The organism is Mucilaginibacter angelicae (genome assembly GCF_042434235.1).
In the GTDB taxonomy this organism is placed as follows: domain Bacteria; phylum Bacteroidota; class Bacteroidia; order Sphingobacteriales; family Sphingobacteriaceae; genus Mucilaginibacter; species Mucilaginibacter angelicae.
The window spans coordinates 1,127,412-1,140,055 of record NZ_JBHLTS010000022.1; the positions used below are offsets into that span (position 1 = coordinate 1,127,412).

14 protein-coding genes are annotated in these 12,644 nt (G+C 42.7%); 1 reads left to right on the forward strand and 13 read right to left on the reverse strand.

Annotation, left to right across the window (positions count from 1 at the left end; translation table 11 throughout):
- Window positions 1–24 precede the first annotated feature (24 nt).
- Entirely contained in the window at window positions 25–681 is a 657-nt protein-coding gene (locus tag ACFFGT_RS16985; RefSeq protein ID WP_377023716.1) for a hypothetical protein, read from the reverse strand.
- A 218-nt stretch (window positions 682–899) separates the two neighbouring features.
- Here ACFFGT_RS16985 and galB point away from each other — a divergent pair, with 218 nt between their 5' ends.
- Window positions 900–3,332, forward strand: coding sequence for a beta-galactosidase GalB (galB, locus tag ACFFGT_RS16990; protein WP_377023717.1), 2,433 nt, complete (start codon window positions 900–902; stop codon window positions 3,330–3,332).
- Between the two features lie 147 nt (window positions 3,333–3,479).
- On the opposite strand, the gene ACFFGT_RS16995 is transcribed toward galB, so the two are convergent.
- From ACFFGT_RS16995 to ACFFGT_RS17050, 12 genes are all read right to left on the reverse strand, one after another.
- On the reverse strand, window positions 3,480–4,307 hold the full coding sequence (locus tag ACFFGT_RS16995) for an OmpA family protein (RefSeq protein ID WP_377023718.1): 828 nt from the start codon (window positions 4,305–4,307) through the stop codon (window positions 3,480–3,482).
- Between the two features lie 25 nt (window positions 4,308–4,332).
- Window positions 4,333–4,995, reverse strand: coding sequence for a DUF2461 domain-containing protein (locus ACFFGT_RS17000; protein ID WP_377023719.1), 663 nt, complete (start codon window positions 4,993–4,995; stop codon window positions 4,333–4,335).
- A complete protein-coding gene (locus ACFFGT_RS17005) occupies window positions 4,973–5,350 on the reverse strand; it encodes a DUF983 domain-containing protein (protein ID WP_377023720.1) in 378 nt (125 codons plus the stop codon). The genes ACFFGT_RS17000 and ACFFGT_RS17005 overlap by 23 nt, the downstream gene beginning before the upstream one ends.
- Window positions 5,351–5,431: 81 nt before the next feature.
- The gene (locus ACFFGT_RS17010) at window positions 5,432–5,710 is read right to left on the reverse strand and encodes a CAMCR motif-containing small membrane protein (RefSeq protein WP_377023721.1); all 279 of its coding nucleotides are present in this window, start codon (window positions 5,708–5,710) and stop codon (window positions 5,432–5,434) included.
- A gap of 18 nt (window positions 5,711–5,728) precedes the next feature.
- Complete coding sequence (locus ACFFGT_RS17015) at window positions 5,729–6,304, reverse strand: DUF420 domain-containing protein (RefSeq protein ID WP_377023722.1); 576 nt, start codon at window positions 6,302–6,304, stop codon at window positions 5,729–5,731.
- Between the two features lie 6 nt (window positions 6,305–6,310).
- Entirely contained in the window at window positions 6,311–7,009 is a 699-nt protein-coding gene (locus ACFFGT_RS17020) for an SCO family protein (protein WP_377023723.1), read from the reverse strand.
- Window positions 7,009–7,356 carry a cytochrome C oxidase subunit IV family protein gene (locus ACFFGT_RS17025; protein WP_377023724.1) on the reverse strand — a complete coding sequence of 116 codons (348 nt, stop codon included), beginning with the start codon at window positions 7,354–7,356 and terminating at the stop codon, window positions 7,009–7,011. The genes ACFFGT_RS17020 and ACFFGT_RS17025 overlap by 1 nt, the downstream gene beginning before the upstream one ends.
- 12 nt (window positions 7,357–7,368) lie before the next feature.
- The gene (locus ACFFGT_RS17030) at window positions 7,369–8,088 is read right to left on the reverse strand and encodes a cytochrome c oxidase subunit 3 (RefSeq protein WP_377023725.1); all 720 of its coding nucleotides are present in this window, start codon (window positions 8,086–8,088) and stop codon (window positions 7,369–7,371) included.
- Window positions 8,089–8,109: 21 nt separating this feature from the next.
- Window positions 8,110–8,682, reverse strand: a complete 573-nt coding sequence (locus ACFFGT_RS17035; RefSeq protein WP_377023726.1) for a cytochrome c oxidase subunit 3 — start codon at window positions 8,680–8,682, stop codon at window positions 8,110–8,112.
- A gap of 13 nt (window positions 8,683–8,695) precedes the next feature.
- A complete protein-coding gene (cyoE, locus tag ACFFGT_RS17040; RefSeq protein WP_377023727.1) occupies window positions 8,696–9,559 on the reverse strand; it encodes a heme o synthase in 864 nt (287 codons plus the stop codon).
- A complete protein-coding gene (locus ACFFGT_RS17045) occupies window positions 9,556–10,614 on the reverse strand; it encodes a COX15/CtaA family protein (RefSeq protein ID WP_377023728.1) in 1,059 nt (352 codons plus the stop codon). Before ACFFGT_RS17045 ends, cyoE begins: the two co-directional genes overlap by 4 nt.
- A gap of 136 nt (window positions 10,615–10,750) precedes the next feature.
- Window positions 10,751–12,640: a cytochrome c oxidase subunit I gene (locus tag ACFFGT_RS17050; protein ID WP_377023729.1), complete on the reverse strand. Its 1,890-nt coding sequence runs from the start codon at window positions 12,638–12,640 to the stop codon at window positions 10,751–10,753.
- Between the last annotated feature and the right edge of the window lie 4 nt (window positions 12,641–12,644).

Consider the following 12,644-nt stretch of genomic DNA (forward strand, 5'->3'; position numbering starts at 1 on the left):
CCCGGTTTTCACCGGGGGCTGTTTTTATTCCTCTTTCAACATATCAATGGCCTGCTCATATTGTTTAATTAAACCCGGCGCCCTGTCAAACGCCCAGGCATGGTAATTATCCCTGATCAGTATTAGTGTTGCATGCGCGTTTTGAGTTTTGCGCGATTCGGGGTTAAACATTACTTTGGCAACCTCGTCCTCAACCTTCATAATGCGCGATTGTTCGTCATAGATGCGTGTAAGTAAGGATGCTTCTTTAAAATCTATCTTTGAGAGAATGTTATGACTTTTAGCAACATCCCAGGCTATATTATCGAGATATCTGTACAGCACGCCAGCCGGTGCAATGTAATTCAGATGAAACTCATCATTTGATATAATCTTCTCTTGCAGTTCCGGATTAACCAAAGCGGAGTTTATCGACTTTAGTACCTTTTGATCATATGTATACTGCTCGGCAGTATATTGTTTATTGCGGATGAGTTCGGCCCGGACATTGCGGATCAATTCTTTCGTTTCGTTTTTTTCATGCCGGCTATTGATAACCTCGGTAAAAAACAGCGCCAGAAAAACACTGAATACGATCAGTAACGATTCGCCTACATATTCTTTCCAATCCCTAACGGTATAGATTTCCTGCTTATCGCTGTTTTCCCTTGAAGCGATTTTGGCTTTACGTTGCTGAGGCATAGCTGGTTATTGGTAATTAGCAACAAGATATGAAATAATCAAATAAAAATGTACCCGGGAAAATCCTGAAGCATTTTTATTTAAAGACATTCTTCACCTGCCAATTTCATTGTAACAGTAATCCGGAATTTTAATGCGCTTATTTTGGGTATTCCTTTGCTTTTGGGCTATTATTTATAATTTAGTGTCCAAAATACAATTAATCCCAAAACGATATTATGTCATCAATAAAATCCCACGGGGCTAAGGTTTATAAGTATGTGTGCCTGTTTGCTATCCTGATGCTGGCCGCGTTAAAACCTTTTGCCCAAAGCCGGCAGAAACTTGATTTTGATAAAAGCTGGCGCTTTAACCTTGGTGCTGTTGATAACGGCGAAAAGGTAACGCTGAACGACAGTAAATGGCGCACACTCAACCTCCCGCACGACTGGAGTATTGAAGGCAAATTTTCAAAAGATAATCCAGCCACGCCCGAAGGCGGCGCTTTGCCCGGTGGCATCGGTTGGTACCGCAAAACATTCACTGTTCCGGCTGCATCAAAAGGCAAACTGGTTTATATTGATTTTGATGGCGTATATCAAAAAAGTGATGTATGGATCAACGGGCATCACCTTGGTTTCAGGCCAAACGGGTATATCTCGTTCAGGTATGAGCTTACTCCCTACTTAAACTTCGGCGGCAGCAACGTTATCGCTGTTAAGGTTGACAACTCGGTGCAGCCTAACTCCCGCTGGTATTCGGGTTCGGGTATTTATCGCCATGTGTGGCTCGAAACCACCAACAAAATCGCCATCGATCATTGGGGAACTTATGTAACTACAAGCGATGTAAGCACATCATCAGCCAAAGTTAATGTACAGGTGCAACTGCATAATAATGAGGTTTCACCATCATTATTTATCAGCACTAAACTTTATGATGCCACCGGTAAAATTGTTGCAAGCAGCGAACAGGCTACATTAGCAGCACTGGTTAAAAACGCTGTACTAACAACTGATAATACGCTTACAGTGAAAAACCCTGTGTTATGGTCGGTTGAGAAACCTTATTTGTATAAAGCGGTAACACAAGTATTGGAAGGCAAAGAGTTGATTGATGAATACACCACTACTGTAGGCATCCGCTATTTTAACTTTGATGTCGATAAAGGTTTCAGCCTGAATGGCAAGCCGATGAAGATCTTGGGCGTATGCGATCACCATGATCTCGGCAGCCTTGGTGCCGCGGTAAATAACCGGGCGTTGGAACGCCAGTTACAGATGTTAAAGGCAATGGGCTGCAATGGCATTCGTACTTCACACAATCCTCCGGCGCCCGAACTGCTTGACCTTTGTGATAAAATGGGCTTTATTGTAATGGACGAGGCTTTTGATTGCTGGGAATGGAAAAAGGCCACTTACGACTATCACCTGTTTTTTAAAGAATGGCATAAACGCGACCTGGAAGATCAGGTGAAACGTGATCGTAACCACCCCAGCATTATGATCTGGAGTATCGGTAACGAAATCCCTCAGCAGGCAGACACAAGTGCTTTGCGTATTGCTCCCGAACTGGCGGCCATTGTGCACAGCCTGGATAAAACCCGCCCTATTACCACAGCTAATGATAGGCCTGATTCTACCAACAAAATTGTAAAATCAGGTGCTATTGATCTCATTGGCTATAATTATCACCAGTTTGATTATGCTAAATTTCATGACCGCTACCCCGGTAAAAAGTTCATTGCTACCGAAACTACTTCGGGCCTGGAAACACGCGGTTATTATGAAATGCCATCAGATAGTATCAGGGTTTGGCCTACCAACTATGATAAACCTTTTGTAAGAGAAGGCAACAATGTATCGGCTTACGACAATACCCGACCACCATGGGGCTCAACTCATGAAATGACCTGGAAGGTGATGAAAAAGTACGATTTTCTTTCGGGCATGTTTATCTGGACGGGCTTTGATTACCTTGGCGAGCCTACCCCGTATTCATGGCCATCACGCAGCTCATACTTTGGAATCATTGACCTGGCCGGCTTCCCTAAGGATGTTTACTATATGTACCAAAGCGAGTGGACAAACAAACCGGTATTGCATATTTTCCCGCACTGGAACTGGCAACCTGGTAAAATGATTGATATCTGGGCTTACTATAACAATGCCGATGAAGTTGAACTTTACCTGAACGGTAAATCGTTAGGCATCCAAAAGAAAACCGGCGACGACCTGCACGTGATGTGGCGTGTAAAATTTGAAGCAGGGACCCTTAAGGCAGTATCGCGCAAAAGCGGCAAAACAGTTTTAACCCGCGAAATCCGTACGGCAGGCGCCCCTGCCAAAATCGAACTGATTGCCGATCGTTCACTGATCAAAGCCGATGGCAAAGACCTGTCGTTTATCACTGTAAAAATATTAGATAAAGACGGCAACGTTGTACCTGATGCCGACAACAAGGTAAACTTCAAAATCAACGGCGAAGGCTTTATTGCCAGCGTTGATAACGGCGACCCTGTTAGTCATGATCCATTCAAGGCAGATTATCGCAAAGCATTCCATGGCCTTGCGCTGGCTATTGTACAAGCTAAAGAAAAGGCAGGTGCAATAACGTTCATTGCTTCAGCCGATGGTTTGCAAAGCAAAACATTGGTATTGAAGAGCAAATAGGCATTATACCCCTGCCTTGCATTTAAACATGTATAAGGACATTAACAACAAAGCCCGGCATCTCAGCCGGGCTTTGTTGTTTTATAACGAAATTTAAAGGCAATCATCCACAAAAAAGCTCCCGGTGATTTGCCGGGAGCCTTTCATTTATTTAGTGATCAGGTTGTATAACTCATCGAGCTTAGGGGTAAGCACGATCTCTATGCGCCTGTTCTTTGCACGGGCCTCATCGGTGGCATTAGCGTCTATCGGTTGAAACTCGCTCTTACCAGTTGCTGTAAGCCTATGCGGATCAACCCCTTCGGTTTCGGTCAGGTATCGGGTAACTGATGTTGCGCGTAATACGCTCAAATCCCAGTTATCCTTGATCTGGCCAAGATTTTTCACCTTCTTATCATCTGTATGGCCTTCAACTGCCATATTGATATCCGGTTCCTTATTCAATACTTCGGCAAGCTGTTTTAATGCAGCCTTACCTTTATCATCAATAATAATACTGCCCGAAGGGAACAATAGCTTATCTGTTAATGACACATAAACCTTGCCATTTCTGATATCTACCGTTAAACCGCTTTGCTGAAAGCCCAATAATGCCTTCTGTAATTTATCTTTCAGTGCATTGGTAGCCTCATCGCGCTTCTTTAAAATATCCTCCACTTCCTTTAAACGGGCTTCGCGTTTTTTCAGGTCGGCCTCCAATTTATTGGCCTGGGCGGCCAATTCGTTTGCTTTTGATGATGTTGCATCCAGGTTGCTGTTCAGCACATTGTTGTTATTGCGCAGGTCGGCAAGCTGGCGGTGAAGGCGGGCAGTATCTGCCTGCAGCTGTGCAAGCTGTCCTTCAAGGGTAGTTGTACGGTTGGCTAATGAGTCGCGCTCGGCTACAAGGGTTTTGTATGCTTTTGGAGACATTACCTTGCATGAGTACATAGTTAAACATGCAGCAGCGGCTAAAAAGAGATATCTGATTTTCATGACACGTTGAGGGTTAAATATGGTATTACGCCAGGGCGTTCTTTAAAAACACATTAAGCGGATGGATCATGCCGCAAACATCGGCAATCAACTTTTCCGAACCTGCCGCCGTAAGTTCTTTATCATCCAGCTTATGCCAGGCAACAAAGCTTTTGAGCTTTAGCAGGTCGATGTTTTCATTATCGGGTTCATATCCCTTGGGCACCGATTTAAGCTGCTCCTGCTTTCTGAAATCGCCGAATAGTTTAACAAACTCCTTATCGTCGATGATCTTTTTCAAATCGGCAGCATTATAATCAATTTCCTGCCTGATTGATTTCAGGTCTGGCGCTTCGGGCATCCAGTATCCTCCGCCGATAAATGAGTTGCCGGGCTGGATGTGCAGGTAATACTCAACTCCACCACCCTTTAAGCCCGAAGTTGGTAAGCTTACTCCAAAGTTATTTTTGTACGGCAGTTTATTTTTACTGAAGCGGATGTCGCGGTAAATACGCATCACACATTTTTTGGCATCAAGGTTCTCGTCCATTCCTGCCTCAATTTTACGCACGCTGTCAAGCACCTTTGCTGTAAAATCAATTACATTTTCACGGCCCTTTTCATAGCGCTCCTTATTGGCAGCAAACCATTCGCGGTTATTATTATCGGCGAGATCTTTTAAAAAATCAAGACTTTCCTGGTATATCATCGGTATCTAAATAGTTTTGGTAATGTATTTTGGGTGATAACCAATACAACAAAAACACACGCGAATATCTGAAATTTACAGGAGCCATTGCAAAACAGCCTAAAATTATAGTGCCAAGATATAACCATGGAGAATCCTGGTTATGGGTAACCAAATAGGTAAGCCAGGCTATCCCCAGTGCCTCACCCACGTTTAGCGCGTAGCTCACATACATGGCCGCGTAAAAATAACCGGGCTCTATCTCAAAAAAAAGATGGCAGTGCGGGCAGTTAAGATTTATTTTATTGGAGAAACTATAAGGGCTGCCCTTAAACATATCGCCACGCCTGCAGCGGGGACATTTACATTTAAGCATGGCCCGTGACTTTGGTGTTTGGGACACGATAAAGGATCTTATGGTGTTATGGAAACGGACAGCTGACCGCAGCTCTGCTTATTAATTCAGGTTGAGTTTCTCGCTGTGCATGTCAAGTTTCACATCTTTACGACGGTATTTTTTATACCAGATGTAACCACCTAATGCAACTACAAAATAAGGTGCGCCCAATAAAAACAGGATGCCATTATTTAACCCTCTTGTTTTTGAACTGCCGCTTTGAGCATTGGTTTCAACAGTGGCAGCACATTGTGCGCACTGGGCTTTTACCGGCTGGCGGGCAATCAGCATAAAGCCAAGGGCCATTACAAAAAGGATAACTTTAAAACCTTGTTTCATAAGTACAAATTTAACCAATTAAAAATGATAATACGGGCGGATCATTAAATAAACCACCACACCACTCGCTGTAACGTACAACCATATCGGAAATGCCCAGCGTACCAGTTTACGGTGTTTTTCAACCTGCATTTGTAGCCCACGGTGAAAACTCAGTAATATTAACGGCAAAACGGCCGCTGCAAGTATAATATGGGGCGTTAAAATGGATAAGTATATTGTCCGTAAAGATCCCGCCGAAGCCCGTTCTGCTTCCGACAAATGTCCGTCGCCATTAATATCACCATAAACAATTTCATTACGCATCAGGTAGTGAAACAGAACATAGGATGCCAGGAAAAGCGCCGAAAGGCAAAACGTAATAATATTAAGCTGTTTGTGCAGAGTTATATTACCTTGTTTAATTTGATATAGCGACAAAAGCAGCAATATAGTGCACGTGCCGTTCAGCACCGCGTTAAGCATAGGCAAATACGGGGTAAAAGCCGGGGCAACTGCCGGGCCGGGGATAAGATGCCTGTTTAAAAGAACAACAAGTGCAATTACAACTATGGTAACAACCGCTACAAAGCGGATTATAAATTTATCGCTCATGGTTAATTAATATAGGGCCTTATCAACTTTACGAAGCTCTTCGGCTATCAACACTTTTATCTCATCATTAAGGCGGTTAACCTCTGGGGTTACAGCAGCCCGGTAATATCCGCGGATGCGATGCTCCTGATCAATTAATACAAAATTATCACTATAGATAAAATCATTACCGGCTTTCGCAGCGTTAACAAAGAGGCCGTTTCGGGCAAAGTTATAAACTGATGAGGTATCGCCGCTGCACATCAGCCAGCGGTTTGATTCGGGCTTAAACGTTTGCTGGTACTTGTTTAATACCGCCTGGGTATCATGTTCCGGATCAACGGTAATGGTTAAAAAGTAAACCATCTTGTTTTTGTAATACGTACCTACCAGCCAGCTCATGTTTTTGTTGATGGTTTGGCAAACGGTAGGGCAATTAGTGTAAAAGAAGTTTACTACAAAAATCTTCCCCTTCAGGGTAGCCAGTGTAACCGGTTTTCCCTCCTGGTCGGTCAATTTAAAATCAGGAATGGTATGGTAAATGGTATCGGGGATATACTTACCATGAAACTTGTGCCCTGTTTTGGCAACCACTTTTGGCCCGAAAACAGCCAGCGGCTTGTACCTGTTTTTACCTTTAGCGGTAAGTAAATAATATAAAAATCCTGGTACTGCTAATATGAGCACCAGGATCAGGATCTTTTTTAATATAGAAGCTTTGTTCATTACAGCGGAAACCGCAGGTCAACCCAGTGGTGGCTTTCGTTTGTAAGTACCAGGATCAAACCTATAATAAATATTACGGGAATTGCAATTGACAATATGAGCCCCATTTTTTCAAACTTCAGGTGCATAAAGTATGCAACTATATAAAACGCTTTAAACAATGTTAAAACGATGTAGACAGGGTTAGCAAATTTCAAAAGGTTGGGATGACTCGGAATTATAGCAAGCGCGATAATAAACTCAATACAAGTAATAATAGTTAATATTAAGGCCACCTGCAATATTCGCTTCCTGGTCATGGTTTCGTGATCACCATCATGGTGAACTTCGTGTGCTTCTGCTGACATATGTAAATATTTTTAAACTAAGTAAAAGAATGTAAATACGAATACCCAAACAAGGTCTACAAAGTGCCAGTAAAGGCCTACTTTTTCAACCATCAGGTAGCTTCCGCGTTTTTCGTAAGTACCCTTTAATACGTTAACGGTGATGATGATATTGATGATAACCCCGGTAAATACGTGGAAACCATGGAAACCCGTGATAGTAAAGAACAGATTAGCAAACTCCTGCGAGGTCATGTGCTGCACAGCTTCCGTACCGCCGGTAAACAATTTCTTCAATTCTTCTGCCGGAGGAACGCTTCCCCACCAAAAACCTTCGTGGTGCAAGTGGCTCCATTCTAAAGCCTGGCAGCCAAGGAACATAAAACCACCAACAATTGTAAGCAGCATCCAGGTTACAACTTCCTTTTTTGCATTACGGTGCCCTGCTTCAACAGCCAATACCATGGTAACAGAACTTGCAATGAGAATAAAGGTCATAAGACCCACAAAAACTAACGGCGCGCCACTGTCTTTAATTAAAGGTATAGATTGGAAAACTTTATCTGCACCTGGCCATACACTCGCACTGAAACGCAGCGAACCGTAAGCTATCAACAATGATGAAAAGGTGAACGCATCCGAAAGGAGGAAAAACCACATCATTATTTTTCCGTACTCCACGTTGAACGGGGATCTTCCTCCCGACCAGGGCGAAGTTTTTACTTCGTCAATTTGTGAAACTGTTGTACTCATCTGTACTAATCTATGGGTGTATTAATTATGATTCAAAAGTAAAAAAACATACAGATAAATCCATATAATATCGAGAAAATGCCAGAAAATGGAGGTTATTTCCATCTTGAACATGTTCTTTACCTGGGGGATATTACGGTATGTACCTATAAGTGTATTTATTAGCAATAACAGAGCTGCAAAAATGTGTACCAAATGCACGCCAACAAAAACGTAAACAAACGAACGTGAAGCATTAGGATCAATAAAATAGATCTGCATTTTGTAGGTTAACACATAGCAGGCGTAGATCTGTAAAGCAAAAAATGCCAGTCCCAACCCTAATGTGATCCATAAATACAGCTTCTGTTTGTCAAACTGCAATGCCCTGGCAGCCCTTGAGGCTAAAAATAACGTGCCGCTGCTTAATACAATAACAATAGTGCTATACAAAAACGATTGTGGCATGATCACGTTTAAACCGTGCCCGCTGCCGCCGGCATAAACAATAAACCCGCTGGTAAAAGCCGCGAAAAGCATAAATGACGTGAATATAAAAATCCACATGTTAAACTTTTTGGCACCCAGGTTAAGCCTGTCGTTATCTTGTTCCATCCTTGCCATCATCTCACTTAACTATAAAATCAACTAAAAACATTATCTGAACTAACGGCAGGTAAAAAAACGAGCCGAACATTAATTTACGAGCCTCGGGTATTTGCCGGGTACGCAGCAGCATAAACGACTGGTACAAAAATATCAGGCTGCATAGCAGGGACACACCGCCTACCCAGTAACCGCCGTAACCATAAAAGGTTGGTAATAAACTTAGGGGTACTAATGCAATGGCAAATATAAAGGTAATTACCGCACTTGTTAAATCTCTTTTACCCGATGGCAGTAAACGAAACCCTGCAAGCTTATAATCATCATCCAAAACCCAGGCAATAGCCCAGAAATGAACAAACTGCCAAACAAACTGAATTGCGAACAGGATCAAAGCTATCTCATCTATCCTGCCGTGCACCTGTGCAGCTACATAACCAATAAGCGGCGGCAAAGCACCCGGAATAGCGCCAACAAAAACTGCGATAGGTGATTTACGCTTTAAAGGCGTATAAGCAAATGCATACAATAAAATTGAGAACACCGATAGTAAGCCTGTTAACAGGTTTAAACTACCCAACAGATAAGTGCCTGCCATACCCATGCCCAAACCCAACACCAAGGCCTGCCCCGTGGTCATTTTACCTGACGGGATCGGGCGGTCCATAGTACGTTTCATGAGCTTATCCAGATCTTTTTCGATGATCTCGTTAAAAGCGTTAGCAGCAGATGTAACCAGGAAGCCACCTACAATAAGTTTCACCCAATCAATCCAAACGATATGGCCGTTGGCACGGCTCCCTATTAAAAATGATATTGATGCCGAAAACACTACCAAAGAGGTAAGTCGCGTTTTTATCAGTTTTGAAAAATCAGCCCATTTCATCTGCTTAGCTCCCTTCCTTTAACACCCTTAAATAAATTCAAAAGCAAATAAAATTGTGCCCCAAATATTAAACTCGCCAATACTATATGTGCCGCCTGGGCTACCGGTGGTAAAGCCATGTATGACAATAAAATTCCGGTAACTATTTGCAGCGTGATCATTAAAAATGTGAAGCTCATCAGCTGCTGCTGGATAGAATGCCTGTTAAACCCCTTACGGATCAAAACAAATAAGGCCACATTCAACACAAGCACTAAAACGGCTATATCCCTGTGATGCTGGAAGATCTCGCCCGCATTAGTAATCCAATCTTTACGGTAACCACCCTGAAAATGATTTGCAACCGCATCTATCTTCTCCCGCACCTCGGTACCGAAGGCAATCTGCAGGATACTTACAAACAGTGCTGCAAGTGTTATAATGTAAACCAATGGCGACGAGCCCGAAGTACTCTTCCCCGATATTTTCGCCACATGATAAGTATAAATGCAAATACCCAAAATAGCCAGTGCTAAAAGCATATGTACGGTAACTATCCAGGCAACTAAATTAGTTGATACTACAATTGAGCCTAACCAGGCCTGAAAACCAACAAGGACTAAGTTGAAAATACTAAGTATAGCTATCCTTTTATCTGTTTTCCAATAGCTGAAAGAGAACACTACCGATAGCAGCAGAAAAAAGCCTGATAAAGCGCCAATAAGGCGATTGATATATTCAGTCCAGGTTTTGCCTGCGTTAAACTCTTCAGGTACCAGGATAGAACGGTCTTCACGAATACGTTTTGCCAGGTCACTGTAACCAAATACGTCAAGCGTTTTTGCAAAGCGCTGGTTCTTTTCAACGCGTTTGGCTACGTACTTTTGTTTATAATCTTTAGGGAGATCATTGATATCGGTAGGGGGAATATACCTTCCGAAACATTTTGGCCAGTCGGGGCACCCCATACCTGAACCTGAGCTACGTACAACACCACCGGCAAGAATCAAAACAAACAGCAGAACAATGGTTGCGATATTGATCTTTTGAAACCTATTTTTTGCGGCTGTGCTCATCTAAATATTTCTAAAAATTTAGGGTACCCTGCCAAGTCGGAAGTTCTAAGTTTAAGTTCTCAGTTGTTAAACTTCGTACTTAAAACTTCCGACTTAAGACTTAACTGGTACCCTAAAAGATCAGATAAGTATTAATTTATTTTACTTGTTCGTTTGCTTTCAGCGTACTTTTAAACTTGATAAGCTCTTCTAAACCTGCAGGATTATCTTCAAAATCGTGCGCCTGGTTTGAGCTCATGGTTTGTGAGTAAGGAACAGTTTGCGGGATGTAATCTTCCTCTGCTCCTGGTTTGCTGTAATCATATGGCCAACGGTAAACAGTTGGTATTTCACCAGGCCAGTTGCCATGGATATGTTCAACAGGAGTAGTCCACTCAAGGGTATTTGATTCCCATGGATTTTGAGTTGCTTTTTGTCCTTTGAATATTGATACAAAGAAGTTATAAAGGAAGCCGATCTGGGTAAGTGCAGCGATAATTGCAGCCCAGGTAACAAATGTATTTATAGTCAACCATTTTTGCATTGAAGCAAATTCGGTAAAGGCATAATACCTGCGTGGTACACCGTCAAGGCCCATAAAGTGCATTGGGAAAAACACAAGGTAAGCACAGATGAATGTCAACCAGAAGTGAAGGTAACCTAATTTCTCGTCCATCATACGGCCGAACATTTTAGGGAACCAGTGGTAAACACCAGCAAGCATACCAAATATAGCTGCCGAACCCATTACCAGGTGGAAGTGGGCAACCACGAAATAAGTATCATGTAAATTGATATCCAAAGCAGCGTTACCCAGGAAGATACCTGTTAAACCACCCGAGATAAAGAACGACACCATGCCGATAGCGAACAACATAGCAGGCGTAAACCGGATGTTACCGCGCCACAATGTAGCTAACCAGTTGAATGTTTTTACTGCCGACGGTACCGCAATGATCAATGTAGTGATCATGAATACACCACCCAAAAACGGGTTCATACCGGTAACAAACATGTGGTGGCCCCAAACGATGAACGATAATACTGTGATACCGATCAGAGAGTAAACCATTGCATGGTAACCGAAGATTGGCTTACGTGAATTTACCGACATTACCTCAGATGAGATACCCATCGCAGGCATAATTACGATATATACTTCCGGGTGACCAAGGAACCAGAACAAGTGCTGGAACAGGATCGGGCTACCACCTTCAAATGGTTGCTGCACACCGTTTAATACGATATCAGATAAATAGAAGCTTGTACCAACACTGCGGTCAAATATCAGCAATACAACACCGGCAACTAAAACCGGGAAAGCAAGAACACCCAATACAGCGGTCAGGAATAAAGCCCATACAGTTAAAGGCATTTTCCAAAGGTCCATACCTTTTGTACGCATATTTAATACGGTACTTACGTAGTTAATACCAGCCATCAGCTGCGACGCTACAAACAATACCATACTAACCAGCCACAGCGTCATACCCAAACCTGAACCAGGCATAGCTTTTGGCAATGCTGATAATGGCGGATATATTGTCCAGCCACCGCTGGCAGGCCCCTTTTGTATAAAGAATGATGATAACATGATAACACTGGCCAAAAAGAAGAACCAGTATGAAAGCATGTTCATAAATGGAGATGCCATATCACGCACACCTAACTGAAGCGGTATCAATAAGTTGGCGAAGGTACCGCTCAAGCCGGCGGTTAGTACGAAGAATACCATGATGGTACCATGTATAGTAACAAGTGCCAGATAGAAATCCGGACTGATACGCCCGTTAGGAGCGAAACGACCTAATAATGTAGTTAACAGCGGAAATGACTTCTCAGGATAAGCAAGCTGAATCCTGAAAAGAATTGATAATATCATCGCGATAACTGCCATAATAATACCTGTGATCAGGAATTGTTTGGCAATCATCTTGTGGTCCATACTAAATACGTATTTAGACAGGAATGATTGGTCATGATGGTGTTCGTGACCGTGTTCGTCGTGGTGGGCTCCTGCGTGGTCGTGAACTGCTAATGTTGACATATCT

Bases quoted from the DNA above. Each gene is read 5' to 3' on its own strand.
- ACFFGT_RS16985 (WP_377023716.1), bottom strand. From the start codon at position 681: ATGCCTCAGCAACGTAAAGCCAAAATCGCTTCAAGGGAAAACAGCGAT.
- ACFFGT_RS17010 (WP_377023721.1), bottom strand. From the start codon at position 5,710: ATGAAACAAGGTTTTAAAGTTATCCTTTTTGTAATGGCCCTTGGCTTT.
- ACFFGT_RS17015 (WP_377023722.1), bottom strand. From the start codon at position 6,304: ATGAGCGATAAATTTATAATCCGCTTTGTAGCGGTTGTTACCATAGTT.
- ACFFGT_RS16995 (WP_377023718.1), bottom strand. From the start codon at position 4,307: ATGAAAATCAGATATCTCTTTTTAGCCGCTGCTGCATGTTTAACTATG.
- ACFFGT_RS17000 (WP_377023719.1), bottom strand. From the start codon at position 4,995: ATGATATACCAGGAAAGTCTTGATTTTTTAAAAGATCTCGCCGATAAT.
- ACFFGT_RS17020 (WP_377023723.1), bottom strand. From the start codon at position 7,009: ATGAACAAAGCTTCTATATTAAAAAAGATCCTGATCCTGGTGCTCATA.
- cyoE (WP_377023727.1), bottom strand. From the start codon at position 9,559: ATGAAATGGGCTGATTTTTCAAAACTGATAAAAACGCGACTTACCTCT.
- ACFFGT_RS17025 (WP_377023724.1), bottom strand. From the start codon at position 7,356: ATGTCAGCAGAAGCACACGAAGTTCACCATGATGGTGATCACGAAACC.
- galB (WP_377023717.1), top strand. From the start codon at position 900: ATGTCATCAATAAAATCCCACGGGGCTAAGGTTTATAAGTATGTGTGC.
- ACFFGT_RS17005 (WP_377023720.1), bottom strand. From the start codon at position 5,350: ATGCTTAAATGTAAATGTCCCCGCTGCAGGCGTGGCGATATGTTTAAG.
- ACFFGT_RS17035 (WP_377023726.1), bottom strand. From the start codon at position 8,682: ATGGAACAAGATAACGACAGGCTTAACCTGGGTGCCAAAAAGTTTAAC.
- ACFFGT_RS17045 (WP_377023728.1), bottom strand. From the start codon at position 10,614: ATGAGCACAGCCGCAAAAAATAGGTTTCAAAAGATCAATATCGCAACC.
- ACFFGT_RS17050 (WP_377023729.1), bottom strand. From the start codon at position 12,640: ATGTCAACATTAGCAGTTCACGACCACGCAGGAGCCCACCACGACGAA.
- ACFFGT_RS17030 (WP_377023725.1), bottom strand. From the start codon at position 8,088: ATGAGTACAACAGTTTCACAAATTGACGAAGTAAAAACTTCGCCCTGG.